A 25,032-nucleotide genomic window follows, 5' to 3' on the forward strand; every position below is an offset into this window, starting at 1 on the left:
ATCACTCCGCCGCAGCCGTCATCCCGTGACCCAGTCGTTTCGAAATGCCGCCCGCGCAATCGCGTAGCGCATGGGCGATCGGGCTGTCCCAGCGCGCGTCAAAAGTGCCTTCCGGCCCCATCGCGGTGATTACCAGCGCGACATGGCCGGAATGGTCGAACACCGGCGCAGAGAATGCGTTGACGCCGGGCAGGGGGTCGCCGAGCGCGCGGGCGAGGCCGTGCTTGCGGACCTCTGTGAGCATCTCAGTGACCTTCGCGCCTTTCACAGCGCGCTTCGGATTATAGCCGACGCCGTAACGATCGAGGCCGCTTTCGAGTGCGGCGTTGATCGTCTTTTCCGGCAGGAAGGCCGCAAAGGCCCGGCCCGTGGCCGTCTCCAGCAGCGCCATCACCGAACCGGCGCGCATCACGATGTGAACGGGCTGGCCGGGTTCTTCGAGCTGCACCACGGTGGGGCCGTGCGTGCCCCAGACCGCGAGCGAGACCGCATGCCCGATCTGGGTTGCGAGCGCCGCGATCTTCGGTCCTGCGATGCGTACGCCGGATAGTCGGCGCAGGCTGATCAGGCCGAGCTCCAGCGCCAGCGCGCCGATCTCGTAACGGCCGGTGGTCTCGTCCTGCTCGATCAGGCCGATGCGGGAGAAGCTGGCGAGATAGGGATGCGCTTTGGCCGGCGTCATGCCGGCCTCGCGCGCGAGATCGCGCAGCATCATCGGCTCGCCGCATCTTGCAAGCGCGCGGAGCAATTCTCCGCCGACCTCGATCGACTGGATGCCGCGGCTCTCTCTTTTCATGCGCCTCCTGGCGTGGCTTACGCCGCGTTGCGCTTGGCGGCGCTGTCGGCGAGATGACGGCCGGCAATGTAGCCGAAGGTCAGCGCCGGCCCAAGCGTGATGCCGGCGCCCGGATAATTGCCGCCCATGATGCTCGCCATGTCGTTGCCGGCGGCATAGAGCCCGGGAATCACCCGTCCCTCCGCATCGAGCGCCCGCGCGTTCTCGTCGGTGACGATGCCGGCATAGGTGCCGAGATCGCCGACCACCATCTTGATGGCGTAGAACGGGCCGTTCTCGATCGGCGCGACGCAGGGGTTCGGGCCGTGCAGCGCATCGCCCTGGTAGCGGTTATAGGCCTTTGAGCCCTTGCCGAAGGCGGCGTCGTGTCCCTGTGGTGCGGTCGCATTGAACTGCTTGACGGTCTCGGTAAACGCGCTGGCATCGATACCCGCTTTTGCCGCGAGTGCCTCCAGTGTCTCGCCGCGCATGAGATATCCCGTCTTGAGGTGATGACCCAGCGGCATCGGGAACGGCGGCACGCAGCCGAGGCCGTATTTGCGCAGGGTCTGGTGATCGCAGACCAGGTACGCCGCGATCTCCTCGCCGGGTTTCGCCGCCTTGACCATGGCCTGGACGAAGTCGTGATAGGAATTGCCCTCGTTGGCAAAGCGCTTGCCGTCACGCATCACCGCGATCACACCGGGTTTGGCGCGGTCGATGAAATGCGGCATCACGCCGTGTGAGCCGTCCTTGCGCTTGGTGACCGAGACCGGGACCCAGGCTGCCGCGTTCGGCAGCCTGTCCTCGACATGTCCGCCGGCGCGTTCTGCGAGCCGCAGCCCATCGCCGGTGTTGCCGGTCGGTCCCGGCGAAAAATGCTCGTTCCCGGTCGGCGCGTGCGGGAACATCTTCTTGCGCCGTTCGACATCATGCGGGAAACCGCCGCAGGCGAGCACGACGCCTTGTCTCGCACGAATGCGGACGTCGCGTCCGTCGCGGGCGACAATGGCGCCCGTGACAGTGCCGTTCTCGACAGTGAGCTCGCGCACCGGCGAGGACAGCCACATCGGTATCTTCAGGTCCTGGGCCGATTTTGCCAGGCGCCCGGCGAGCGCATTGCCGTTGGTCAGCGTCATGCCGCGGCCATAGCGCAGTACGTCCATCAGATGCCGCGACAGGCGCTTTGCGACATAGACCGCCGAGGTTAGGGACTTCGTCGCGCGCATGAAATGGACGATGTCTTTGCCGGATCCGAGCATCATGCCGAATACGGTCAGCTCGGGCAGGGGCATGCCGAGGGTCTTGATCTGGTCGCCGAGTTCGCGGCCGTCGAACGGGCGCGCCACCATCGAACGACCACCCTGGGCGCCGCCGGGCGCCTCGGCGTGGTAGTCCGGGAACACCAGCGGCATGTCGAAACGGAGCGCCGTCTTGCTGGTGAAAAAATCGATCGCCTCGGGCCCGGCGCTCAGGAATGCATCGACGCGCGCGGCTTCAAAGTTGTTGCCGGCTTCGTGCCGCAGGTAAGTCCGCGCCTGCTCCGGTGTCTCCTCGATGCCGTAGGCCTTGGCCAGCGAGGTACCGGGAATCCAGAGCCAGCCGCCGGAGCGGGCGGTGGTGCCTCCGAAGCGCGGCTCCTTCTCGACGATCAGCACGTCGAGGCCGCGATAGCGCGCGGTGATGGCGGCCGACATGCCGGAGCAGCCCGATCCGGCCACGAGCACATCGCACTCGTAAGTCTCGTTGCGCTCGTTGCCGGTCATGCAGGCCTCACTTCTTGAGCAACGGACATTTCGACTCGGAGACCGGGCGGAAGGCGTCCTCGCCCTTCACCGTCTTGATGATCTCCAAATAATCCCACGGTTCCTTGGACTGCTCGGGTGTTTTCACCTTGGCGAGATACATGTCGCGAATGACGCGGCCGTCCTCGCGCAAGCGTCCGCCATGAACGAATGTATCCTCGATCGGCAGCTCGCGCATCTTGGCCATCGCCTTGGCGGGATCATCGGTGCCGGCGGCCTTGATGGCCTTGAGATAATGCAGCACCGAGCCGTAGACGCCGGTCTGAATCATGGTCGGCATCACCTTGGTGCGCTCGTAGAATTTCCGCGACCATGCGCGGGTCGCCTCGTCCATGTTCCAGTACGAGGCCGTGGTCATGTAGGTACCCTGCGCGGATTTGAGGCCGATCGCGTGGACATCGGTGTCGAACATCAGGAGGCCGACCAGCTTCTGGCCACCCTGCACCAGGCCGAACTCGCCGGACTGCTTGATGGCATTGTCGGTGTCCTGGCCCGCATTGGCGAAAGCGACGACGTCCGATTTCGAGCTTTGCGCCTGGAGTGCAAAGGACGAGAAATCGGCCGTATTGGTGGGGTGCTTCACGCCGCCCAAAACCTTGCCGCCCATCTCGTTGATGAAGCGCGTGGCATCCTTCTCGAGCTGCTGCCCGAAGGCGTAGTCGGCGGTGATGAAGTACCAGGATTTTCCGCCTTCCTTGATCACGGCGGAGGCCGTCACCTTCGACAGCGCGTAGGTATCGTAGGTGAAGTGCACGGTGTTCGGGCTGCAAAGCTCGTCGGTCAGCGAACTCGCGCCGGGCCCGGAGAGCAGCGCAATCTTGTTGCGCTCGCGCACCATATTGTGGACGGCGATCGCGATGCCGGAATTGGGGATGTCGACGACGGCATCGACCTTGCCGTTGTCGAACCAGCCGCGCACAATCTGCACGCCAACATCGGTCTTCATCTGGTGATCGGCGCTGATGATCTCGATCGGCTTGCCGAGCACGGTGGGCCCGAATTCCTCCAAGGCCATTTTCGCGGCCTCCACGGAGCCCGGCCCGCTGTTGTCGCGGCCCCAGCTCGACAGATCCGTCAGCACGCCGATCCGCACGGCGTCGTCGGAGATTTGCGCGTTCGCAACGGTGGTCATGGCAGCCGAAGTCATGGCCGCGAGCATGGCGCAGGCCAAAAACCCTCTCATCGTCGTTCCCTCTCGTTTATGGGCGCGCTTGGCGCGGCCGGTTATTGTGGCAGCAAGTTAGATATTAGCAAATAAGTTTGTCAATGGAGAATAAAGGCTCCGCGTCGTCTTGGCGAAGGCCGGGACCCATACCGCGTGATCTCTCGAAGTCGGGCGGTCGCAGTACCGGGGCGCCGGTCTTTGCCAAACTCCTCCCTGTGATTATGGGTCCCGGCCTTCGCCGGGACGACAGTGAGGAGGCAGTGGCGCGAAAATCTCGCATTCTGATCTTGGGAGAACTAACACTCCCGCAAGTTGCAACCGCCACAACGATTGGCCATCATGTCGCCCAGGAATCTTGGGGCGGATGGCAATGACGGCAGCATCGGGAGTCTCCACTGCGGCGGAGAAATCGACGACGGCGCATGTGGTGTGGGCAGCCGCGCTCGGCACCGCGATCGAGTGGTACGACTTCCTGATCTACGGCACGGCGGCGGCGCTCGTGCTGAACAAGCTGTTCTTCCCGAGTTTCGATCCCATGGTCGGCACGCTGGCGGCGTTCTCGACCTATGCGGTCGGCTTTGTCGCGCGGCCGATCGGCGGTGCGATCATCGGGCATTACGGCGACCGGCTCGGCCGCAAGAAGATGCTGGTCGCGACCATGTTCGCGATGGGACTGGGCACGTTCCTGATCGGTTGCCTGCCGACCTACAGCCAGATCGGCGTCTGGGCGCCAATCTTCCTCGTCATTTTGCGCTTCGTCCAGGGCATCGGGCTCGGTGGGGAGTGGAGCGGCGCGGTGGTCATGGTGGCCGAGCACGCCGGCAACCGCCGCGGCTTTTACGGCAGTCTGGTGCAGATCGGCTTCCCCGTCGGCGTCGCCGCGTCCACCGGCATTTTCGGTCTGATGACGCAGCTGCCCGAAGCGGACTTCCTGAGCTGGGGCTGGCGCGTGCCGTTTCTGATCAGCATCCTGCTCGTCGGTGTCGGCTTCATCGTGCGGCTGAAACTCGCGGAGACGCCGCACTTCAAGGAGGTGCTCGAGCGCAAGGAGGTGCTGGCGCAGCCGGTGCTGGAAGTCCTGCGCCGCGACTGGCGCAGCTTCCTGCTGGCGATCGGCATCACGGTGTCCGAAGTCGGGCTCGCTTATCTCCTCACTGTTTTCACCGTGGTCTATGCCACGACGCAGCTCGGCCTTCCGCGGCAGGTGATCCTCAACGCGGTGGTCTATGCCGCGCTCGTCGAGCTCGCGACGCTGCCCCTCGCAGGCTGGCTGTCCGACATCTTCGGCCGCAAAGCGCTGTATCTCGCCGGCGGCGTGTTCTCGGTGGCGCTGGCGTTTCCGTTGTTCTGGTTCCTCGACACCAGGGAGCCTGCGCTGATCACGCTCGCGCTCGTCGTGACGATGACACTGACGCATGCGCTGTTGTTCGGGCCGAAGGCGGCCTTCATGCCGGAGCTGTTCCGTACCCAGGTGCGCTATAGCGGCTCATCGCTGGGAGCCAACGTTGCCGCCGCGCTCAGTGGCGGCTTCTCGCCGCTGATTGCGACGGCACTGCTTGCATGGGCCGCCTCGTACCGGCCGGTGTCGGTGTATATCATCGCACTGTCGGTCATCACCATCATCGCAACGTTGATAGCGCCGGAGACCGCGCGGGACTCGCTCAGGTCCTGAGGGCCGCCTTCATCTTATGCGCGTTGCCAAAAGCCGGTGCAGCGGGGCGAATCATTAGCCGCGTTTATGCAGCGAATTTTTACTTCCAATTTTACTTCACGACCTCCCGCCCATAGCCTCCCTCGCAATTGATCACATCCGCAGCCGGTCAATGGCGACCGGTGCGCACGTTCATTGTAGCCAACGAGGGTTGCCATGCTTGACAGGGACAAGGGGACATCCACTGCCAATCCGGCGGGGACGAGCGACAAGTCTGCGAAAAAGCTGAGCAGGCGCACGCTGTTGAAGGGCGCCGCGGCGGTGGCCGGCGCGGCTGCAGGATCGGACGCGATCCGCGGATTCCCAACCATCTGGGCGCAGGAGATCAAGGACATCGAGCTGCGCCATGTCGGCGTGTCCTATTCGGTGGTGAAGGCGATCGGCGACCAGGCGGCCAAGGATCTCGGCTTCAAGGTGACGATGCAGAACCTCGACACTTCCGCCGCCATCAACCGCTTCATAAGCCAGCCAAATACGGTCGATATCGCCGATCTCGAGGGCTGGCAGGCCAAGCTCGCTGCCAAGCGCGGCGTGATCCAGGGCATCGAGGTCAAGAAGGTCAAGGAGTTCGACAACATCCTGCCGATCTTTACCAAGGGCGAGATCGACGGTCACAAGATCCCGCGCCAGGGCATCTCGCCCTACGAGGCCATGTATATCGCCAAGCCCGATTCGACCGATTTGAGCGACGGCGTGACCGAATGGGCGACCTTCCTGCCGCAGGTCTACAACGCCGACTCCATCGGCTATCGCCCCGACCTCGTCGGCCATGAAGTCACGGAATGGAAGGATCTGATCGATCCGAAATTCAAAGGCAAGGCCGCGATCCTCGACGTGCCCGCAATCGGCATCATGGACGCCGCGCTCTGCTTCGAAAGCGCCGGGCTGATCAAGTACGGAAACAAAGGCAACATGACCAAGGAGGAGATCGACTTCACCTGCAACAAGCTGATCGAGCTCAAGAAGCAGGGCCAGTTCCGCGCGACCTGGACCACCTTCGACCAGTCGGTGCAGCTGATGGCGGCGGGCGAAGTGGTCATCCAGTCGATGTGGTCGCCGGCGGTTGCCGCGGTACGCGTGAAGGAAATCCCCTGCGTCTACGCGCCGGTCAACATCAAGAACGGAAAGGAAGGCTATCGCGGCTGGTGCAACGGCATGGGCCTGATGAAACATCTCTCCGGCAAGAAGCTGGACGCGGCCTACGAATATCTCAACTGGTATCTGTCGGGCTGGCAGGGCGGTTTCGTCGCGCGCTACGGCTATTACAGCCCGGTCCCCTCGACTGCGAAGAAATTCCTCACGGCGGCCGAATGGGCGTTCTGGTACGAGGGCCAGCCCGCGCCCGAGGTGGTCAACGACCCCTATGGCGTGCCGATGGAGAAGAGCGGCACCAAGCGTGACGGCGGCTCGTTCCTCGACCGCGTCAAGAACATCTCCTGCTGGAACACGCTGATGGACGAAGCCGCCTACATGAACAAGCGCTGGAACGACTTCAAGGTGGCCTGAAACCTGCTTTCCCTGACGTGAACGAAGCGCCGGCGCGGCGATGCGCCGGTGCCAAATGACCGACTTCGAGGCGTTTGCCGACATGAAGCCAAGTCTTAGTCCAGCTCAAACCCCACCACGCGCAAATCTCGCCGGCTGGCTCTACGTGTCGCCGCTCGTGCTGGTGCTTGTACCGTTCTTCGTGGCGCCGATCCTGGTCGTGCTGGCCGCGAGCTTCTTCGCCACCGACGGCTTCGGCGGGCTGACGCCGGGCTTCACGCTCGCAAGCTATGTCGAGGTGCTGCATTCGGCGCTGACGCTGAAGCTGTATCTGGCGACGATCAAGTTCACGTTGCTGACCTGGATCCTCACGCTGATCATCGGCTTCTTCGTCGCATACTTCCTGGTTTTCCACGTCCGCAACCAACTACTGGCGATTGGCCTGTTCCTGCTCTGCACGGTGCCGTTCTGGACCTCGAACATCATCCGGATGATTTCCTGGATTCCGCTGCTCGGCAAGGAAGGCCTGATCAACCAGGCGCTGCTGGGACTCGGTGTGATCCGCCAGCCGGTTGAGGTGCTGCTGTTCTCCGACCTTGCGGTGGTCATCGCCTATGTCCATCAGCTCACCATTTTCATGATCGTGCCGATCTTCAATTCCATGGCACGGATCGACAAGAAGCTGATCGAGGCCGCGATCGATGCCGGCGCCAGTCGTTTCGACATCATGCGGCTGATCGTGGTGCCGATGTCCAAGAGCGGCATCGCCCTCGGCACCATCTTCGTCGTCTCGATCGTGATGGGCGATTTCTTCGTGGTCAAGGTGATGTCCGGCGGCGGCTCGGCCTCTGTGGTCAGCGCCTTCTACGAGGATGTCGGCGTGCTGCAATATCCGACCGCGGCGGCGAGCGCAGTATTGCTGACGCTGGTGCTGGTCGCGATCGTCTCGCTGATCCTGCGCACGGTCGACATCAGGCAGGAGATCACGCGATGAGTGCGGTTCTCGCCGACATGCCCAAGGCTGATGTGTCAAAGGCGATCGCGCCGGTGACAAAGGCGATTGCGCCGAGCAAGGGCGGTCGGCCGTGGACGTTCTATGTTCTGGCGACACTGTTCGCGTTCTATGTGATTGCGCTGTACGGCCCGATGTTCTGTATCTACGTCCTGTCGTTCCAGGACATCCGTGGCGGCCTCGTGTTCCCGATGAAGGGCACTTCGCTGCACTGGTTCGTCGATCTCTTCACCCAAGTGCGGACCGGCGACGTCAAGGGCTCGTTCGATCGTTCGATCAAGCTCGCGATCATCGTCACTATCATCACGGTGGTGGTGTCGTTCCTGGCCGGGCTCGGTTTTCGCAAGCGCTTTCGCGGCGACACCGTCGTGTTCTACATGATGATCGGCAGCCTGGTCGCACCGGGACTCGTGCTCGGCCTCGGTACCGGTCTGTTGTTCCAGGCCCTCGGCCTCAATGCGAGCTGGTACACCTCGGCGCTCGGCGCGCAACTGTCATGGACGCTGCCGTTCGGCGTGCTCGTGATGTTCGCGGTGATGTCGCGCTTCAACCACGTCTGGGAGGAGGCGGCCTACGACCTCGGCGCCAGCCGTTGGCAGTCGATCCGGCTGGTGATGATCCCGGTGCTGGCACCCGGCCTGGTGGCGGTCGCGCTGTTCGGCTTCACGCTCTCCTACGACGAGTTCGCCCGCAGCCTCCAGACCGCGGGCTCGCTCAACACGCTGCCGCTGGAGATCTGGAGCATGACGCTGAACGTCACCTCGCCTTCGCTCTATGCGCTCGGCACCGTGACCACCATCGTCTCCTTCATTGTCATCGGCGCGAGCCTGGGCAGCATCGTGCTGATCCAGAAGAAGCGCGGCAGCAGCACAAAGGGTTGAGCTGGGAAATGAAGAGCGATCGCGGCGATATCGAACTGGCTGGCGTCTGCAAGAGCTTTGACGGAGTCGGCAATGTGGTCGACGGCGTCAACCTCAAGATCGCCGACGGCGCCTATTGCTGCTTCATCGGCCCCTCCGGCTGCGGCAAGACCACGATACTGCGCATGATCGCCGGCCACGAGGACCCGACCGCCGGCGAGATCGTGATCGGCGGCCAGAACGTCGTCGGGCTCGCGCCGGTGCAGCGGCGCACCGCGATGATGTTTCAGTCCTACGCGTTGTTCCCGCATCTCACCGTGCGCGAGAACATCGCCTTTGCGCTCCGCGTGCGCGGCATGTCGAAGGCCGATCGCCTCCGCGCAGCCGATGCCATGATCGAGAAGGTGCATCTGACGCAATTCGCCGACCGCCTTCCAGCGCAGCTCTCCGGCGGCCAGCAGCAGCGCGTGGCGCTGGCGCGTGCCGCGATCACCGAGCCGAGGGTCCTGTTGCTCGACGAGCCGCTGTCCGCCCTCGACGAGCAGCTCCGCGTGCAGATGCGCCAGGAGCTCAGGCGGATGCAGCAGGAGCTCGGCATCACCTTCATCCACGTCACCCACACCCAGCTCGAGGCGATCGCGCTCGCCGATCTCGTGGTGGTGATGGAGCAGGGCAGAATCAAGCAGGCGGGCGCGGGGCGCGACGTCTATGCCCATCCGCACGATCGTTACGTCGCCGAGTTCATGGGCGGGCAGAACGTGCTGTCGGGGCGGGTCGAGAAGGTCAACGGTTCGACCTTTACGCTCGCGCAGGCCGCGCCTGACGGCATCGAGGTCCCGCTTCAGGCGCGGCCCACGGTCAGCGTCGGCGACAAGATCGACATCGCCGTGCGCCGCGACGATGTCGCGCTGGTCCGGCCGGGCAGGGAGCTGCCGCCGGGCTGCTCCACCTCGCTGCCGAGTCGCGTGCTCGCGATCGAATACCAGGGCTATTTCGTCAAGGTCATGCTCGACACCGTGCCGGACGACGCGTTCGTGGCCTACGTGCCGGAAAAGACTTTCTTCGCGGATCCCTTCACCGTCGGCGATGTCGTGATGGCCACATGGGCCACCGGCAGCGCGCTTCCACTCGCCTAAAGACCCGTCGCGCACAGGAGTATGATCGTGCAGATATCCTTCACACTCAACGGACGGCCGACAACTGTGGATGTCGAACCGGCGACGCTGGTCGCCGAGCTGCTGCGCGAGCGGCTCAACCTCACCGGCACCCATATCGGCTGTGACACCAGCCAGTGCGGCGCCTGTGTCGTGCACCTCGACGGCCTGCCGGTGAAGAGCTGTACGCTGCTTGCGCCCGCGCTCGACGGTGCGACGCTGCTCACCATCGAGGGCCTGCAAGGTGCGCCGGGTTCGAACCGGCTGCATCCGATGCAAGAGGCATTTCGCGAGCATCACGGTCTGCAATGCGGCTTTTGCACACCCGGCATGCTGATGACGGCGGTGGCGCTCGCGGCCGAGAAGCCGAACCTGACGGAGGCCGACGTCCGTCACGGCCTCGAAGGCAATATCTGCCGCTGCACCGGCTATCAGAACATCGTCATCTCGGTCATGGCAGGCGCCGCCGCCATGAACGCGGCCAAGGGAGAGTGACCATGGGCCATGTGATCGGGATCGGCGCTTCACCTAAACGGAAAGAGGACCAGCGCTTCCTCACCGGACGCGGCAGTTACGTCTCCGACATCAAGCGTCCGGGCATGACGGCGGGTGTGTTCGTGCGCTCGCCGCACGGACACGCGATCCTGCGCGGCATCGACAAGAGTGCGGCCCTGGCATCGCCCGGCGTCATCGCGGTGCTGACCGGCGAGGATGCCGCCGCCGACAAGCTGGGCTCGCTGCCCTGCGGCTGGGGTATCTCGGATGCCAAGGGCGTGCCGATGAAGGAGCCGCCGTTCCCGATGCTGGCGCAGGGCAAGGTGCGCTTCGTCGGCGACATGGTGGCCTTCGTCGTCGCGGAGACGCCGGCGCAGGCCGGCGCGGCAGCCGAGCTGCTGACAGTCGATTACGAGGTGCTGCCCTCGGTGGTCGGCGTGCTCGAAGCCGTGCGGCCCGGCGCGCCGCAACTGTTCGACGACGTTCCGAACAACATCTGTTGCGATTGGGAGCTCGGCGACAAGGCCGCGGTCGAGACCGCCTTCCGGAAGGCGGCCCATGTCGCAAAGCTCAGCCTCGTCAACAACCGGCTGATCGGCAACCCGATGGAGCCGCGCGCGGCGATCGCCGAATACGAGCCCGGCACGGATCGCTTCACGCTTTGGACCACCAGCCAGTTCCCGCATGTCGTGCGCTTCCTGATGGGCGCGCTGGTGCTGAACATTCCGCAGCACAAGCTGCGCGTGGTCGCGCCCGATGTCGGCGGCGGCTTTGGCGTCAAGCAGTTCCACTACGGCGAAGAGGCCGTGATTACCTGGGCCGCCAAGCGCGTGATGCGGCCGATCAAATGGGTCGCGAGCCGGTCGGAAGGCTACGTCTCCGATCGCCACGGCCGCGATCACGTCACCGAGGCCGAACTCGCACTGGACGAGACCGGAAAGTTTCTGGCCTTCCGTGTCAACACGCTCGCCAATATGGGCGGCTATCTCTCGACCTTCGGACCGAACATCCCGACCAATCTCTACGGACCGTTGCTCGGCGGCGTCTACACCACGCCGGCAATCTACTGCAACGTGAAGGTGGTGTTCACCAACACCGTTCCGGTCGACGCCTATCGCGGCGCAGGCCGGCCCGAGGCGACCTTCGTGCTGGAGCGCATCGTCGACGTCGCAGCCAGCGAGATGGGCATCGACCGCGTCGAGATCCGCCGACGCAACATGATCCCAAAGGAGGCTTATCCGTACCAGACGCCGGTGCTGGTGCAGTACGATTCCGGCGATCCGATGGGGTGTCTCGACGGCGCTCTTGTCGCGGCCGACGTCAAGAATTTCGGTATCCGCAAGGCGGAGTCGGCGCGCAGGGGCAAATTCCGCGGGCTCGGCTACTCGACCTATGTCGAGGCCTGCGGCCTCGCGCCGTCGCGCTTCGCGGGACGATTGGGCGCGCGTGGCGGGCTTTATGAGAGTGCCACGGTGCGGGTGCATCCGACCGGCCAGGTCACGGTGATGATCGGCACGCATAATCACGGCCAGGGCCACGAGACGACGTTCGCGCAGATCGTCTCGGAAAAACTCGGCGTCGCTTTTGACAATGTCGACATCGTGTTCGGCGATACCGATCGCGTGCAGTTTGGCATGGGTACCTATGGCTCGCGATCGCTGGTGGTCGGCGGCGCGGCGCTGTCGAAGGCGACGGACAAGGTGGTCGCGAAAGGCAAGAAGATCGCGGCGCATCTGCTTGAAGCGGCCGAAGTGGATATCCAGTTCGAGGCCGGAAAATTCTCGGTCGCGGGCACCGACCGCATGAGGACGTTCGAGGAGATCGCGGGCGCCGCCTACGTGCCGCACGACTATCCGCTCGAAGTGCTGGAGCCGGGGCTCGAAGAGCAGGCTTATTATGATCCCGTCAACTTCACCTATCCCGGCGGCTGCCACATTGCCGAGGTCGAGATCGACCCGGAGACCGGCACGGTGACGCTGGTCAATTACACCGCGGTGGACGACGTCGGCACTGTCATCAACCCGATGATCGTGGAGGGCCAGTTGCACGGCGGCATCGTGCAGGGCGTCGGTCAGGCGCTGTACGAGAACGCGGTCTATGACGAGGGCTCGGGCCAGCTGCTATCGGGCTCGCTGATGGACTATTGCATGCCGCGCGCCGACCACATGCCGATGATGAACGTCGCGACCCATTCGACGCTGTGTACGCACACGCCGATGGGCGTGAAGGGCTGCGGCGAGGTCGGCACCATCGGTTCGCCGGCCGCCGTCATCAACGCGGTGGTCGATGCGCTGTCGCATCTCGGCGTCACCCATGTCGACATGCCGGCAACGCCGAACCGGATCTGGCGCCTGCTGCAGAACGCGTCGCTGCCGGTCGCTGCGGAATAGGGAGGATGACAATGAAGCCGTTTGCCTATCACCAGCCGGACCGGATTCCCGACGCTGCCAAACTGCTGACCTCGATCGAAGACAGCAAGCTCCTCGCCGGCGGCATGACGCTGATCCCGACGCTGAAGCAGCGGCTCGCCAGTCCGCCAGCCCTAGTCGACCTGTCGAGGCTCGGAGATCTGAAGGGCATCACCAACGACGGCGGCACCATCACCATCGGTGCAATGACGCCACATGCCATGGTGACAGCCTCGAAGCTGGTGCAGACGAAGATCCCGGGTCTCGCCGCGCTGGCCTCGATGATCGGCGATCCCGCCGTACGCATCCGCGGCACTATCGGTGGCTCCGTCGCGAACAACGATCCGTCGGCCGATTATCCGGCAGGTGTGCTCGGATTGGGCGCGACCGTCGTCACCAGCACGCGCGAGATCGCGGCCGACGGGTTCTTCCGTGGTCTGTTCGAGACCGCGCTTGAACCTGGCGAGATCATCACGGCGATCCGCTTTCCCGTGCCGCTCAGGGCGGGCTACGCCAAGTTCAAGGCGCCGGCGTCGCGCTATGCGCTGGTCGGCGTGTTCGTCGCGAAATTCGCCGATGGTGTTCGCGTGGCCGTGACCGGCGCGGGCTCCGGCGTATTCCGCGTTCCCCCGATGGAAGAAGCACTGTCGCGAAATTTCGATCCGTCCGCGATCGCGGCGATCAGGATCGACACCGACGGTCTCACCTCCGATATCCACGCCGAAGCCGACTACCGTGCACATCTCGTCACGGTCATGGCCAAGCGCGCCGTCGACGCGGCGCTCAGCTAGCTCTTTTAGGGTTGATGATGACTGATGGTTCCGGCCGAACGGCCTTCCCGCCGGTGCCGACTGGCCTTGGCTCGCTTTCCGCAACCGAGATCCTGGCCGGCTACCGGCGCAAGGCGTTCACTCCGCGCGATGTCGTCGACGACACCATTGCCGCACTGGAGGCGACGAACGAGGCCTGCAACGCGGTGGTGACGCCGATGTACGGGCAGGCGAGGGCGGAGGCCGACCGTCTCACCAGGGAGATGCGCGCCGGCGAGACCAAGGGAGCGCTCGCCGGTGTCCCCGTCACGATCAAGGACCTGGTCTTTGTCGCGGGCGTGCCGGCCTATGGCGGCTCACCGATGAACAAGGCGTTCGTGCCCGATGTCGACGCGGCGGTTGTCTCAGCGCTGAAGGAAGCGGGTGCGATCGTCACCTGCAAGACCACGACCTGCGAGTCCGGTTACAAGTTGACGGCGGACAGCCCGGTCACCGGCACCACGCGCAATCCCTGGAACCCGGGTCGCACCAGTGGCGGATCGAGCGGCGGCGCGGCGGCGGGCGTTGCCGCCGGCTGCGGTCCGATCGCGATCGGAACCGATGGGGTCGGCTCGATCCGCGTGCCCTCGTCCTTCTGCGGTGTGTTTGGCCTGAAGCCGACCTTTGGCCTGGTGCCCCGTTCGCCCGGCTTCTCGCCACCGTCCTGGGGCTCGCTCGCGCATACCGGGCCGATTACGCGCACGGTCGCGGATGCCGCGCTGACGCTGGAGATCATCGCTGCTTACGATCTGCGCGATCCCGCAAGCCTGCCGGTGACGGCGCGTCGGTTCGATACGAAGGCCGCGCCGTTGAACGGCATTCGCATCGGCGCCAGCGTCGATCTCGGCTACGCCGCGGTCAGCCCCGATGTGCGCGCGGCGTTCGGCAAGGGGCTGGCCATTCTCGATGCCTGCGGCGCGCAGGTCACCATGGATGGTCCGGGCCTCGATCCCGGGATCCTGGAGCACACGCTGAAGCCGATCGCCTTTACCGAACAGGCGGGCGCGGTCTCGAGCAAGACCACGGCCGATCTCGCCAGCTCCGAAGCAGATTATCTTGACGTCATCAGTGCCGGCAGGCGCTACAGCGGCACGGACTATATCGAAGCAGGGTATCGCCGCGCCCAGGCTCGCAGCAGCTTCCTGAAGCTGTTCGAGCGAGTCGATGCGCTGGTGACGCCGACCGTCGCGGTGACCGCGTTCGAGGCCGGCCGCCTCGGCGTCGACACGATCGACGGCGGCAAGGTCGATCCGCATCTCGGCTGGTCGCCCTTCACCTGGCCGATCAATCTCGCCGGCCTTCCGGCCGCGACGCTGCCCTGCGGCTTCGATCGCGATGGGCTGCCGATCGGCTTGCAGATCGTCGCTCCCTGGCTCGACGAGCCCATGATCTTCCGCATCGCCGCTGCGTTCGAAGCGGCCCAGCCATGGGCGGCGTTCTGGCCACAGCTGGCGTTGCGCGAACCGGATCGTGCCCGCGCGAAGGCGTGAGCCGAACCCGGCCTGGAGCGGGCCGGCCGCGTCCTGCCGGTCGGCCTCTGCGCCCGAAAAATTTTTCGAGGGGCCCTCTTGAAGTCGACTTGCGTTCTTCTAAATCATTTTCGCCGCGAGAGCGGTGTGCCGGGTGCCCGCGAGGGGCCCGGAGCGGGCGCCGGGTCGGTGTCTTTGGACCCGTCTAAAACCCTGTCCTGCGCTCCTTCGTATCCATCTTGCTCTTTGGAGGACTTGGTTATGAGGACCACGTTTGACTTCGCGCCCCTGTGGCGCTCCACCGTCGGCTTCGATCATCTGGCCGGTCTCGTCGACAGCGCGCTGCGCCAGGCGAGCGAAGACAACTATCCCCCCTATAACATCGAACGCTCCGGCGAAGATCACTACCGGATCAGCCTCGCAGTGGCGGGCTTTGGCGTCAACGATATCACGGTGACGGCCGAACAGAATGCGCTGACCGTCGAGGGCAAGAAGCCCGAAGGTGCGACGGGCGAATATCTGTACCAGGGTATCGCCGCACGGCCGTTCCGGCGCGTGTTCAACCTGGCCGATTATGTCCAGGTGAAGCAGGCGTCCTTCCAGGACGGCCTCTTGATCATCGACCTCGTCCGTGAGGTTCCGGAAGCGATGAAGCCGCGCCGGATCCAGATCGCGGGCGCGGCCTCTCCTGCAACTCAGATCGAGCAGAAGAAAGCAGCCTAAGCGCTCGATCGAGGGGAATGGTGGAACGCGGCGCTCAGATATGCGCGCCGCGCTCCCACATGCATGAGAGAACGGCCATTCGATCATCAGCACATCCATCCCTTCGAAAGGAGCGTCAGGGGAGGCCCAACCGATGACAAACGTGAATACGAATTCCGGAAATCTCAACCCGCTGTTTCATCCCGCGGTTCACTACGGTTCGCCCGCGGATGTCCTGAATGCAAAGGAGCTCTCCACGCCGGAGAAGCGGATCATTCTGTCGTCATGGGCGTCCGACATGTACGCCGTCGAATCCTGTCCCGCTTTGCGTGAAATTCCCGGCATGAACCGTACGATTCGGCTCGCCGATATTCTCGCGGCCCTGCGCCGGCTCGACGGCGACAATGACGACGACGACCCGCCGCGCGGCGGCGGCGTCCCGATGCGCTTGCGGCGGCCTTGGGCCGCCGCAGAACGGCGAGGCGCGTGATGCTCACGCAGGCCGTTCTTGCTCTGGTGCTGGTCGGCCAGGTCTCCGCGGCCTGGGCCATTCCATTTCTAGCCTTGCAAGGCTGGCTCGACGTGCCGCCAGACAAACGTGAAGCGGCTCTCTGATTTCAATCTCAGACGATGCGACTGGTCATGAAGACGATTGCTATGCGTTCGTTCTCGCTTGCGTTGCTGGTGCTGATACTGACGGCGTCACATCCCGCCGCAGGCCAGATCCCCGATCTGAAGCCGGGCGGCTCGGTGCCGACTTTGGCGCCTCTGGTTCGGCAGGTGACGCCGGCGGTGGTCAACATCTCGGTGCACGGCCGGGTACGCGAGGACAATCCGCTCTATCGTGACCCGCTGTTCCGCGAATTCTTCGACGTTCCGAGGCAGATCGAGAAGGAAGTCAGCGCGACCGGCTCCGGCGTGATCGTCGATGCCCGGAGCGGCTACGTGCTGACCAACAACCACGTGGTCGAAGGCACCTCCGCCCTCCAGATCACGACCAAGGACGGCCGGCAGTTTTCCGCAAAGGTCGTCGGCCGCGACTCGCCGACGGACGTCGCCGTGCTCCAGATCCAGAATCCGACCGGACTGAAGGCGCTTCCCCTCGGTGACAGCGACGCACTGGAAGTCGGGGACTTCGTGCTCGCGATCGGCAATCCCTTCGGCCTCGGCCAGACGGTGACGTCGGGCCTCGTCAGCGCCCTAGGCCGAACCGGCCTCGGCAAGCAGGGTTATGAAGACTTCATTCAGACCGACGCCGCTATCAATCCCGGCAATTCCGGCGGCGCGCTGGTCAGCCTGCAGGGCGAACTGGTCGGCATAAATTCGGCCATCATCTCGCCCGCTGGCGGCAATGTCGGTATTGGCTTTGCCATTCCCGTCAACATGGCGCGCAAGGTGATGGAGCAGATCATCGCCACCGGCAGGGTCGAGCGCGGTCGCATCGGCATTTCGCTGAAGGACCTCCACCCGTCCGTCAACAAGGGACGCACCGAAGGCGCGCTCATCGCCGAAGTTGCCGCGGATTCGCCGGCCGAGAAGGCTGGCCTGCACAAGGGCGACATTGTCACCACGGCGGAGGGCCGCCCGATCCGCACCGCCGCGCAGCTGCGCAATACCATTGGTCTTGCGCGGGTCGGCGACGAGGTGAAGCTCGCTCTGCTGCGCAACGGCACACCGCTCACGGTCCTCGTCCGAGTGGCTCCAGCAACCGAGCCGCGCAATGCCAATGCAGGAAGCAACCGCCTCGTTCGCTAGGCCAATCAAAGAGGATATCACCGCAGCAAGCCGGTCGCTCTTTGTCTGCGATCGTGGACCCGGGACGCAGTTTGGGACGACCACTGCGCGAACGTCCGGATGGCTTTATCCCAGCTCGATCGGCTCGCCGCGGCCGCTGAGCTCCTCGTCGAGGCGCAGATAGTGCGCGAGATAGTCGTGCAAGGCGGTCGCCGCCTTCGAGGTCGCGCCGCTCGACTTGTAAAGCAGCAGCTCGATCTTCGGCAGCGGCGGCAGGCCCTCGTTCGGGCCGATCTCGCGCATCGCCGGCACCAGCGCGCTGCGGCCGAGTACGGTCACGGCCATGCCGGCGAAGGCCGCCGCCTGGAGGCCGCCGACGCTTTCGCTGACGCAGGCGATGCGCCAGCGCAGATTCGCACGTTCCAGCGTGTCAATCGCGTAGTCGCGATAGATGTTGCCGGGCGGCAGCAACGCCAGCGGGATAGGCCGTTCCTGGTGCGCGGAGGACTGCTCGCCGGTCATCCAGACCAGTTGCTCGCGCCGTACCACCTGGCCGCCCGTAAAATCGTTCATGCGGGTGACGAGCGCGATGTCGACATCGCCGCGCTTGACGAGGCCCACCAGCGGCGTCGAGAGCGCGCAATTGAGCTCGACCTGGACGCGCGGGAATGATTTTCGGAACACGCTGAGGATCTGCGGCAGCATGAAGGCGGCATAGAGGTCGGGCGTGCCGAGCACGACCTGACCCTCGATCTCCTGTGACGCCAGCTGCGAAATCAATTCGTCATGCAACCTCAGGATGGATTTGGCGTAGGTGAGAACCGTGGTGCCGTCCTCGCTCAGCGTGAGCCGGCGCCCGACATGCTCGAACAATTGCTTGCCGGTGAGCTCCTCCAGCCGCTGCAATTGCAGAGTGATCGCCGGCTGAGTGCGGCCCAGCCGCCGCGCGGTCTCGGTGATGCTGCCGGTCTCGACCACGGAGATCAGCGACCGGAGCATGCGGATATCGAGGCTGATGAGGTTCATGCGGCGTCCATGTCGCCCAGAATTTATGCAAGTTCCATGCTAGGGCGAAAGGGAGCGGGTTTCGGAAGGCTCGGCTGCAGCCGGCCTGTTCTCAATTAGACGACCTGCCGGTCCAGCATTGCTGGCATACTGAATATTGATTATCAGGCGGCTCGGCGCGCATGATGCGCCCAACGAACATAAAAAGGGAGCACAACCATGAAAGAGACATCAGCAACGCGACGGGAACTGCTCGCAATTGCCGCGGCGGCAAGTGCTGCCTCAATCGCGGAAGTTGCGCCGGCCGCGGCGCAGGCAGGGCCGAAGCCGATCTTTCCGGTGCCGATGGTCACCATCCCGATCGTCGGCGAAACCCAGGTCGTTCCAGGTCCGCCGCATCTACTGCATCGGGCGCAACTATGCGGCGCACGCGATCGAGCGCGGCTCGGACCCGAACCGCGAGCCGCCGTTCTTCTTCCAGAAGCCGACCGACGCGATCCAGAACGTCGCTGTGGGCGAGGTCGCCGATCATCCCTATCCGTCGCTGACCAAGAACTATCACCACGAGGTCGAACTGGTCGCCGCGTTGAAATCCGGCGGCAGCAACATCCCGGCCGAGAAGGCGCTCGACCATGTCTATGGTTATGCGCTCGGCCTCGACATGACCCGGCGCGATCTCCAGAACGGCATGGCCGCGGAGAAGAAGCCGTGGGAGATCGGCAAGAGCTTTGACCACGCCGCGGTGATCGGTCCGATCCACCCGGCCAGCAAGACCGGGCATTTCGACAAGGGCGCCATCTCGCTGGCGATCAACGGGACGGTGAAGCAGAACTCGGATCTCAGCAAGATGATCTGGAGCGTGGCCGAGCAGATCGCAAAACTGTCGGAAGCGTTCGAGCTCAAGGCCGGCGACATCATCTATTCCGGCACGCCGGAGAATGTCGGCCCGGTCGTGAAGGGCGACGTGCTGTTGTGCAAGCTCGACGGCTTGCCGGATATGTCGATCAAGATCGTCTAACGCTCCCCTCTCCCCGCCTGCGGAAAGTGAGGGGCCGGACGTTTTCGCTTCGTCATGCCCGGGCTTGTCCCGGGCATCCACGTTTTGGGTGCCGGTTGCGTGGAAGCCCGTGGATCGCCGGGACAAGCCCGGCCACGACGACGCTGAGAGTGGCTTCGATCCCATCTGTCGCAGCGCGGCGTCCTGATCTAACTCTGGCCGAGGATCTTCTTTGCGGCGCGAAGATGCGGCTTGTCGATCATCTGGCCGTCGAGGCGCAGCGTGCCGGAGTTCGGATTGCTCGCGAACGCCGCGATCACCTTCTCGGCCCAATTGCGCTCGGCCTCGGTCGGCTCGAACGCCGCGTTGACCACGTCGACGTGCTTGGGATGGATCAGCGCTTTCGCCGAAAAACCGTCACGCCGCGCCGCGCGCGTTTCCTGTTCGAGTCCGGTGAGATTGTCGATGTCGGTAAAGACGGTGTCGATCGGCGCGACCTCGGCCGCGGCGGCCGCCATCAGGCAGAGATCGCGGGCCAGACGATAAGGGCTGTGGAACACGCCGCCCGCCGCTTTCTCAGTCGCGCCGAGCGAGGCCGAGAGATCTTCCGCGCCCCACATCAGGCCCGCGAGGCGAGGAGAGCAGCCCTTGTAGCTGCCGAGCCCGAAGATCGAAGCTGCGGTTTCGGTCGCGACGCAGACGATGCGTGTTGAGCCAATGGCGATACCAGCCGCAGCTTCCAAAGCTTCCAGCCAGGTCGCGACCTGTCGCACGTCGTCGCCGCCCTGCGATTTCGGCAGCACGATGCCGTCGGGCTGGCCCGGAATCACCGCGGCAAGGTCGGCGAGCGTCATGCCGGTGTCGAGCGCGTTGACGCGGACATAGAGCTGGTGGGGCTTGTTGCGGCCCTTCAGCATCGTCAGCGTCAACCCGCGCGCCTCCGGCTTCTTGTCGGTGACGACGGAATCTTCGAGATCGATGATCAGCGCGTCGGCGTTGCCTTCGCTGGCCTTCTCGAATTTGCGCGGGGAGTCGCCCGGCACGAACAGCATCGAACGCATCAGACCGGCCTCTTGTGCATCATCGCCATGCGGCGGCATTTGCCGACGATCTCGTCGTTCTGGTTGAGAGCGTGGTGCTCGAACTCGACGATGCCCGCCTTGGGGCGCGATTTGGATTCCCGCAACGAAAGCACCTTTGTCGTCGCCCGCAGCGTATCGCCATGGAAGACCGGTTTCGGAAAAGTGACGTCCGTCATGCCGAGATTGGCAACGGTGGTCCCCATGGTCGTATCATAGACCGTCATGCCGATCATGATGCCGAGGGTGTAAAGGCTGTTGAAAATGCGCTGGCCGAACTCGGTCTGGGCCGAAAAATGTGCGTCGATGTGCAGCGGCTGCGGATTGAGCGTCAGCAGGCTGAACAGGGTGTTATCCATCTCCGTGACGGTCCGCGTCAGGGGATGCCTGAACTCCTGGCCCACCGAAAACTCCTCGAAATAAAGTCCGGCCATCGCGGTTTCCTCCCTGCGAAATAACGGCGCGCTCGCATCCTCGCGCCGCATGACCCTATGCATGCTACACACAGTTGATAGGGAAATTCACGTATCTGTACCCTGCTTTTCAAGTTAAAGAACGCAAGCGAAGGCACGTTCGGGCGCACCAATCCGCCACGGCCTTCGCGTGGGGAACGCGACGAGGGGGAGATTGCGCGTTCGCTTCTCCCAAGAAGGAGATCAAGAATATGGATTTCGCGCTCACCGCTCAGCAGGAAGCCATTCGCGACGCCGTCGCAAAGGTTTGCGAAGACTTTCCCGACGCCTATTGGCTGAAGAAGGACCACGACGGCGGCTTCCCGCACGACTTTCACAAGGCCATGGCGGACGCCGGCTGGCTCGGCATCTGCGTGCCGGAGGAATATGGCGGCTCCGGCCTCGGCATCACCGAAGCCGCGATCATGATGCGCGCCATCGCGGAATCCGGCGCCGGCATGTCCGGCGCCTCCGCGGTGCACATCAACGTGTTCGGTCTCAATCCCGTGGTCGTGTTCGGCACCGAGGAACAGCGCAAGCGCATGCTGCCGCCGATGGTCGAGGGCCGCGAGAAGGCGTGCTTTGCCGTGACCGAGCCCAACACCGGCCTCAACACCACACAGCTCAAGACCCGAGCGGTGGCCAAGAACGACCGCTATATCGTCAACGGCCAGAAGGTGTGGATCTCCACCGCGCAGGTCGCGCACAAGATCCTGCTGCTGGCGCGCACCACGCCGCTGGAGGACGTGCGCTCGCCGACGCATGGGCTGAGCCTGTTCTATACGGACTTCGACCGCAACAGGATCAAGGTCCACGAGATCGAGAAGATGGGCCGCAAAGTCGTCGATTCCAACGAGCTGTTCTTCGAGGACTTTGAAATCCCGATGGAGGATCGCATCGGCGAAGAGGGCAAAGGCTTCCAGTACATTCTCGAAGGCATGAACCCCGAGCGCATTCTCATCGCCGCGGAAGCCGTCGGCCTCGGCAAGCTCGCGCTGTCGCGCGCGACCGAATACGCCAAGACCCGCGTGGTGTTCAACCGGCCGATCGGCAAGAACCAGGGCATTCAGCATCCGCTGGCTGTAAACTGGGTCGAGCTCGAGGCGGCCTGGTTGATGGTGATGTCGGCGGCCTGGCAATACGACAAGGGCATGCCTTGCGGTGGCGCCGCCAATGCCGCGAAATACATTGCGGGTGAGGCCGGATATCACGCCTGCGAGCAGGCGGTGATGACCCATGGCGGTTTTGGCTATGCCAAGGAGTTTCACGTCGAGCGTTACTTGCGTGAAGTTCTGATCCCGCGCATCGCGCCGGTCAGCCCGCAGCTTGCGCTGAGCTTCATCGCGGAAAAGGTGCTTGGACTGGCCAAGTCATACTAAGCTCGAACACGTACCATTGCCGGGCGCCGCGATATTCGCGCCCGATCACCGCGACGCGCTACGGCAGAGCTATTCGGCCGCGATCCGCTCCATCGCCATGGCCCGAAGTCGGGCGCGCTGGATCTTGACGCCGTTGGCGCTGTCGGTGACGGGGAAGGCCTCCACGACATAGATCCGCGCCGGGACCTTGTAGCCGGCGAGCCGCTCGCGCAGGCGGGCGATCAACGCGTCCTGCCGCGGCGGCTCGTGGGGTTGCTGGGCGGGGATCACGAAGGCAACGCAGCGGGCGTTTCCCTTCAGATCGACCGCGACGACCTGGGCGTCGGCCACGCCAGCGCACGATTTGAGTTCGTCCTCGATCTCGCCGGGCGCAACCAGGAAGCCGCCGAGCCGCATGGCGTCGCCCGCGCGGGTTTCGTAGACGAAGGAGCCGTCGCCGCGCAGCTGGCCGATATCGCCGGTGCGGAAGAAGCCGTCCGCGGTGAAGGCGTCGCGCGTCGCGTCGGGATTGTTGTAGTAGCCGAGAAAGAGTGATGGCGCACGGATCTCGATCTCGCCGGAGACGCCGCGAGGGGCGAGTTCGCCGGTCTCGGTGTCGCGCACCCGGACCTTGGCCTCCGGCGACATCGGCCAGCCGCCGCCCTCGATGCGATCGGCGAAGCCATCACTCGAGCGTGCGATCGAGAACAGCGCCTGCACCTCGCTCGAACCGTAGAGGCCGTGCAACCGCATGCCGCGCGCTTCGGCCTCCGCCGCAAGCTCGCGCCAGCCGGGCTGGAACGCGGCAAAGCCGCATGCCTCGAGATGCGGAAATGGATGCGGCGCGTCGGTGAGGGCGAGGATGCGGCGGAACATCTCGTCGGAACCAAAGGCGTGCGTGATCCCGCACTTGCGGAGAATCTTTAGCGCCGGCGCGGCCTCGAAGGCGTCGAGCGCATGGACGGCCGCGCCCGCTGCGACGAAGCCGAGCAAGCTCGTCATGCCAAAAGTGCCGCAGAACGGCAGCATCGCCAGCAGCGCATGGCGCTGCGGCGAGAGTTTGAGCGCCTTGGCAACGGCGGCGGCGTGCGTGGCCAATGTTCGCTGTGAATGCGCGACAAGCTTCGGTCCCTTGGTGGTGCCCGACGTCGTGTAGAGCAGCAGAGGCAGATCGACGTCCTCCTCCTCCGGCGTAGCCGGCGGATAAGGCTTGTCGAAGGCGTCGAAACGTACGCATGGCCATTGGGCGGGAATCTCATCCGCGCCGACCACCGCGAGTTCTCGCAGCGCGGGCACCTCGTCCTTGGCGACGTCGGCGAGAATAGCGGCAAAGTCGATCGAGCGGAACGCGGCTTCGATCACCATCACACGGGCGCCGGACAGCTTCAGGAGATGCGCGACCTCCGCGCTGCGGTAGCGTGTATTGACGGCGGCGACGATTGCCCCACGCCGGGCGGCGGCGAACAGCAGTGCGATCCATTCGATTCGGTTGACCAGCCAGACCGCAACGACGTCGCCCTTGCCGATACCCTGCGCGGCAAGCCAAGCGGCGGTCTGCTCGATCTTTTCCGAGAACTCCGCGCGCGAGACCGGCGTGCCGTCGAACACGAAGGCGGGATCGGCGGCGGCCTCGGCCCGGATCAGCGATTGCTGCGAAAATTCGTTGGCGCCCATGGCAATCGAACTAACCCGATCGCGCGCACCTGTCTACTTGGTGCCGAACATCCGGTCGCCGGCGTCGCCCAGCCCCGGCACGATGTAGCCGTGGTCGTTGAGCCGCTCGTCGATCGCGGCGGTCCAGACCGGCACGTCCGGATGCTCGCTCTGGAACTGCGCGATGCCCTCAGGCGCGGCCAGAAGGCAGACGAAGCGGATGTCGCGGGCGCCGCGCGCCTTCAGCAGCGATGCGCCGGCACAGGCCGAATTGCCGGTCGCCAGCATGGGGTCCATCAGGATCACGGTGCGATCCGACAGGTCCTGCGGCGCCTTGAAGTAATACTCCACGGCCTGCAACGTATCAGGATCGCGGTAGAGCCCGATATGAGCGATGCGCGCCGAGGGCATCAACGCCAGCATGCCGTCGAGGAAGCCGACGCCGGCGCGCAGGATCGGCGCCAGCGTGAGCTTCTTGCCGGCGATCTTGGGCGCCCGCATCGGCGCAATCGGCGTCTCGATCTCGACCAGCTCCAGCGGCAGGTCGCGCGTCACCTCGTAGCCGAGCAGCATCCCGATCTCGTTCAGGATTTCGCGAAAGCTCTTGGTCGAGCGGTCCTTCTCCCGCATCAGGGAGAGCTTGTGCTGGACCAGGGGATGGGCGACCACGTTGACGTTGCTGATGCTCATGAAACCGATCTACACGGTTCCGTGAAACTGCGCCAGATCGGCCGAGTGTTTTTGGTGCGGGAGACGTGCCCTCAGCCGGGCGTCGCGACCGCGCTGCGGAGCCGGTTGCTCGCCCCGTAGGCAGCCATGGTCAATTCGCGGTCGATGGGCGTGACGGTTTATGCTCCGAGCCCGCGCGCCACGAGTGTGATGACGAGCGTCAGGACCGCGCCCA

Annotated in this window: 22 protein-coding genes and 1 pseudogene; 15 read left to right on the forward strand and 8 right to left on the reverse strand. The window is 64.5% G+C overall.

The window, feature by feature from the left end:
- Nucleotide 1: 1 nt before the first annotated feature.
- The 3 genes from IVB07_RS08750 to IVB07_RS08760 are packed head-to-tail and all read right to left on the reverse strand — an operon-like array spanning nt 2 to nt 3,763.
- Nucleotides 2-796 carry an IclR family transcriptional regulator gene (locus IVB07_RS08750; protein ID WP_247767610.1) on the reverse strand — a complete coding sequence of 265 codons (795 nt, stop codon included), beginning with the start codon at nt 794-796 and terminating at the stop codon, nt 2-4.
- Between the two features lie 17 nt (nt 797-813).
- Nucleotides 814-2,541 (reverse strand): FAD-dependent oxidoreductase, encoded by a 1,728-nt coding sequence (locus tag IVB07_RS08755; RefSeq protein WP_247767611.1) that lies wholly within the window; start codon nt 2,539-2,541, stop codon nt 814-816.
- Nucleotides 2,542-2,548: 7 nt separating this feature from the next.
- Nucleotides 2,549-3,763, reverse strand: a complete 1,215-nt coding sequence (locus IVB07_RS08760; protein ID WP_085351926.1) for an ABC transporter substrate-binding protein — start codon at nt 3,761-3,763, stop codon at nt 2,549-2,551.
- Between the two features lie 352 nt (nt 3,764-4,115).
- On the opposite strand from IVB07_RS08760, the gene IVB07_RS08765 reads away from it, so the two are divergent.
- The 13 genes from IVB07_RS08765 (at nt 4,116) to IVB07_RS08820 (ending at nt 17,605) form a co-directional block, all read left to right on the forward strand.
- Entirely contained in the window at nt 4,116-5,417 is a 1,302-nt protein-coding gene (locus IVB07_RS08765; RefSeq protein WP_247767612.1) for an MFS transporter, read from the forward strand.
- Nucleotides 5,418-5,612: 195 nt separating this feature from the next.
- Nucleotides 5,613-6,962, forward strand: a complete 1,350-nt coding sequence (locus IVB07_RS08770; protein WP_018454023.1) for an extracellular solute-binding protein — start codon at nt 5,613-5,615, stop codon at nt 6,960-6,962.
- A gap of 55 nt (nt 6,963-7,017) precedes the next feature.
- Nucleotides 7,018-7,935, forward strand: coding sequence for an ABC transporter permease (locus tag IVB07_RS08775; protein ID WP_018454024.1), 918 nt, complete (start codon nt 7,018-7,020; stop codon nt 7,933-7,935).
- Entirely contained in the window at nt 7,932-8,834 is a 903-nt protein-coding gene (locus IVB07_RS08780) for an ABC transporter permease (protein ID WP_018454025.1), read from the forward strand. Before IVB07_RS08775 ends, IVB07_RS08780 begins: the two co-directional genes overlap by 4 nt.
- Before the next feature lie 8 nt (nt 8,835-8,842).
- Entirely contained in the window at nt 8,843-9,949 is a 1,107-nt protein-coding gene (locus IVB07_RS08785) for an ABC transporter ATP-binding protein (protein WP_247371827.1), read from the forward strand.
- A gap of 21 nt (nt 9,950-9,970) precedes the next feature.
- Entirely contained in the window at nt 9,971-10,462 is a 492-nt protein-coding gene (locus IVB07_RS08790) for a (2Fe-2S)-binding protein (protein WP_018454027.1), read from the forward strand.
- Between the two features lie 2 nt (nt 10,463-10,464).
- The gene (locus IVB07_RS08795; protein ID WP_018454028.1) at nt 10,465-12,852 is read left to right on the forward strand and encodes a xanthine dehydrogenase family protein molybdopterin-binding subunit; all 2,388 of its coding nucleotides are present in this window, start codon (nt 10,465-10,467) and stop codon (nt 12,850-12,852) included.
- Between the two features lie 11 nt (nt 12,853-12,863).
- Nucleotides 12,864-13,661 carry a xanthine dehydrogenase family protein subunit M gene (locus tag IVB07_RS08800; RefSeq protein WP_085351922.1) on the forward strand — a complete coding sequence of 266 codons (798 nt, stop codon included), beginning with the start codon at nt 12,864-12,866 and terminating at the stop codon, nt 13,659-13,661.
- Between the two features lie 17 nt (nt 13,662-13,678).
- Nucleotides 13,679-15,169 carry an amidase family protein gene (locus IVB07_RS08805; protein ID WP_026232654.1) on the forward strand — a complete coding sequence of 497 codons (1,491 nt, stop codon included), beginning with the start codon at nt 13,679-13,681 and terminating at the stop codon, nt 15,167-15,169.
- 240 nt (nt 15,170-15,409) lie between these two features.
- Nucleotides 15,410-15,871, forward strand: coding sequence for an Hsp20 family protein (locus tag IVB07_RS08810; protein ID WP_018454031.1), 462 nt, complete (start codon nt 15,410-15,412; stop codon nt 15,869-15,871).
- A gap of 133 nt (nt 15,872-16,004) precedes the next feature.
- Nucleotides 16,005-16,340 (forward strand): hypothetical protein, encoded by a 336-nt coding sequence (locus IVB07_RS08815; protein ID WP_018454032.1) that lies wholly within the window; start codon nt 16,005-16,007, stop codon nt 16,338-16,340.
- Nucleotides 16,340-16,465: a hypothetical protein gene (locus IVB07_RS40410; RefSeq protein WP_018454033.1), complete on the forward strand. Its 126-nt coding sequence runs from the start codon at nt 16,340-16,342 to the stop codon at nt 16,463-16,465. Before IVB07_RS08815 ends, IVB07_RS40410 begins: the two co-directional genes overlap by 1 nt.
- Nucleotides 16,466-16,492: 27 nt before the next feature.
- On the forward strand, nt 16,493-17,605 hold the full coding sequence (locus IVB07_RS08820; RefSeq protein ID WP_018454034.1) for a trypsin-like peptidase domain-containing protein: 1,113 nt from the start codon (nt 16,493-16,495) through the stop codon (nt 17,603-17,605).
- Nucleotides 17,606-17,710: 105 nt separating this feature from the next.
- Here IVB07_RS08820 and IVB07_RS08825 read toward each other — a convergent pair whose 3' ends face one another.
- Nucleotides 17,711-18,610: a LysR substrate-binding domain-containing protein gene (locus IVB07_RS08825; RefSeq protein WP_018454035.1), complete on the reverse strand. Its 900-nt coding sequence runs from the start codon at nt 18,608-18,610 to the stop codon at nt 17,711-17,713.
- Nucleotides 18,611-18,808: 198 nt separating this feature from the next.
- Here IVB07_RS08825 and IVB07_RS08830 point away from each other — a divergent pair.
- Nucleotides 18,809-19,607 (forward strand): annotated as a pseudogene (locus IVB07_RS08830) (fumarylacetoacetate hydrolase family protein).
- A 188-nt stretch (nt 19,608-19,795) separates the two neighbouring features.
- Here the strand turns inward: IVB07_RS08830 and IVB07_RS08835 are convergent.
- Nucleotides 19,796-20,647 (reverse strand): CoA ester lyase, encoded by an 852-nt coding sequence (locus IVB07_RS08835; RefSeq protein WP_026232655.1) that lies wholly within the window; start codon nt 20,645-20,647, stop codon nt 19,796-19,798.
- On the reverse strand, nt 20,647-21,150 hold the full coding sequence (locus IVB07_RS08840; RefSeq protein ID WP_018454038.1) for a MaoC/PaaZ C-terminal domain-containing protein: 504 nt from the start codon (nt 21,148-21,150) through the stop codon (nt 20,647-20,649). Before IVB07_RS08840 ends, IVB07_RS08835 begins: the two co-directional genes overlap by 1 nt.
- 179 nt (nt 21,151-21,329) lie before the next feature.
- On the opposite strand from IVB07_RS08840, the gene IVB07_RS08845 reads away from it, so the two are divergent.
- Nucleotides 21,330-22,496, forward strand: coding sequence for an acyl-CoA dehydrogenase family protein (locus IVB07_RS08845; protein ID WP_007613843.1), 1,167 nt, complete (start codon nt 21,330-21,332; stop codon nt 22,494-22,496).
- A 69-nt stretch (nt 22,497-22,565) separates the two neighbouring features.
- Here IVB07_RS08845 and IVB07_RS08850 read toward each other — a convergent pair whose 3' ends face one another.
- Complete coding sequence (locus tag IVB07_RS08850; RefSeq protein ID WP_247767613.1) at nt 22,566-24,149, reverse strand: AMP-binding protein; 1,584 nt, start codon at nt 24,147-24,149, stop codon at nt 22,566-22,568.
- A 33-nt stretch (nt 24,150-24,182) separates the two neighbouring features.
- Nucleotides 24,183-24,818 (reverse strand): uracil phosphoribosyltransferase, encoded by a 636-nt coding sequence (gene upp / locus IVB07_RS08855; protein ID WP_018454040.1) that lies wholly within the window; start codon nt 24,816-24,818, stop codon nt 24,183-24,185.
- Between the last annotated feature and the right edge of the window lie 214 nt (nt 24,819-25,032).

The organism is Bradyrhizobium sp. 172 (assembly GCF_023101065.1).
Lineage (GTDB): Bacteria > Pseudomonadota > Alphaproteobacteria > Rhizobiales > Xanthobacteraceae > Bradyrhizobium > Bradyrhizobium canariense_D.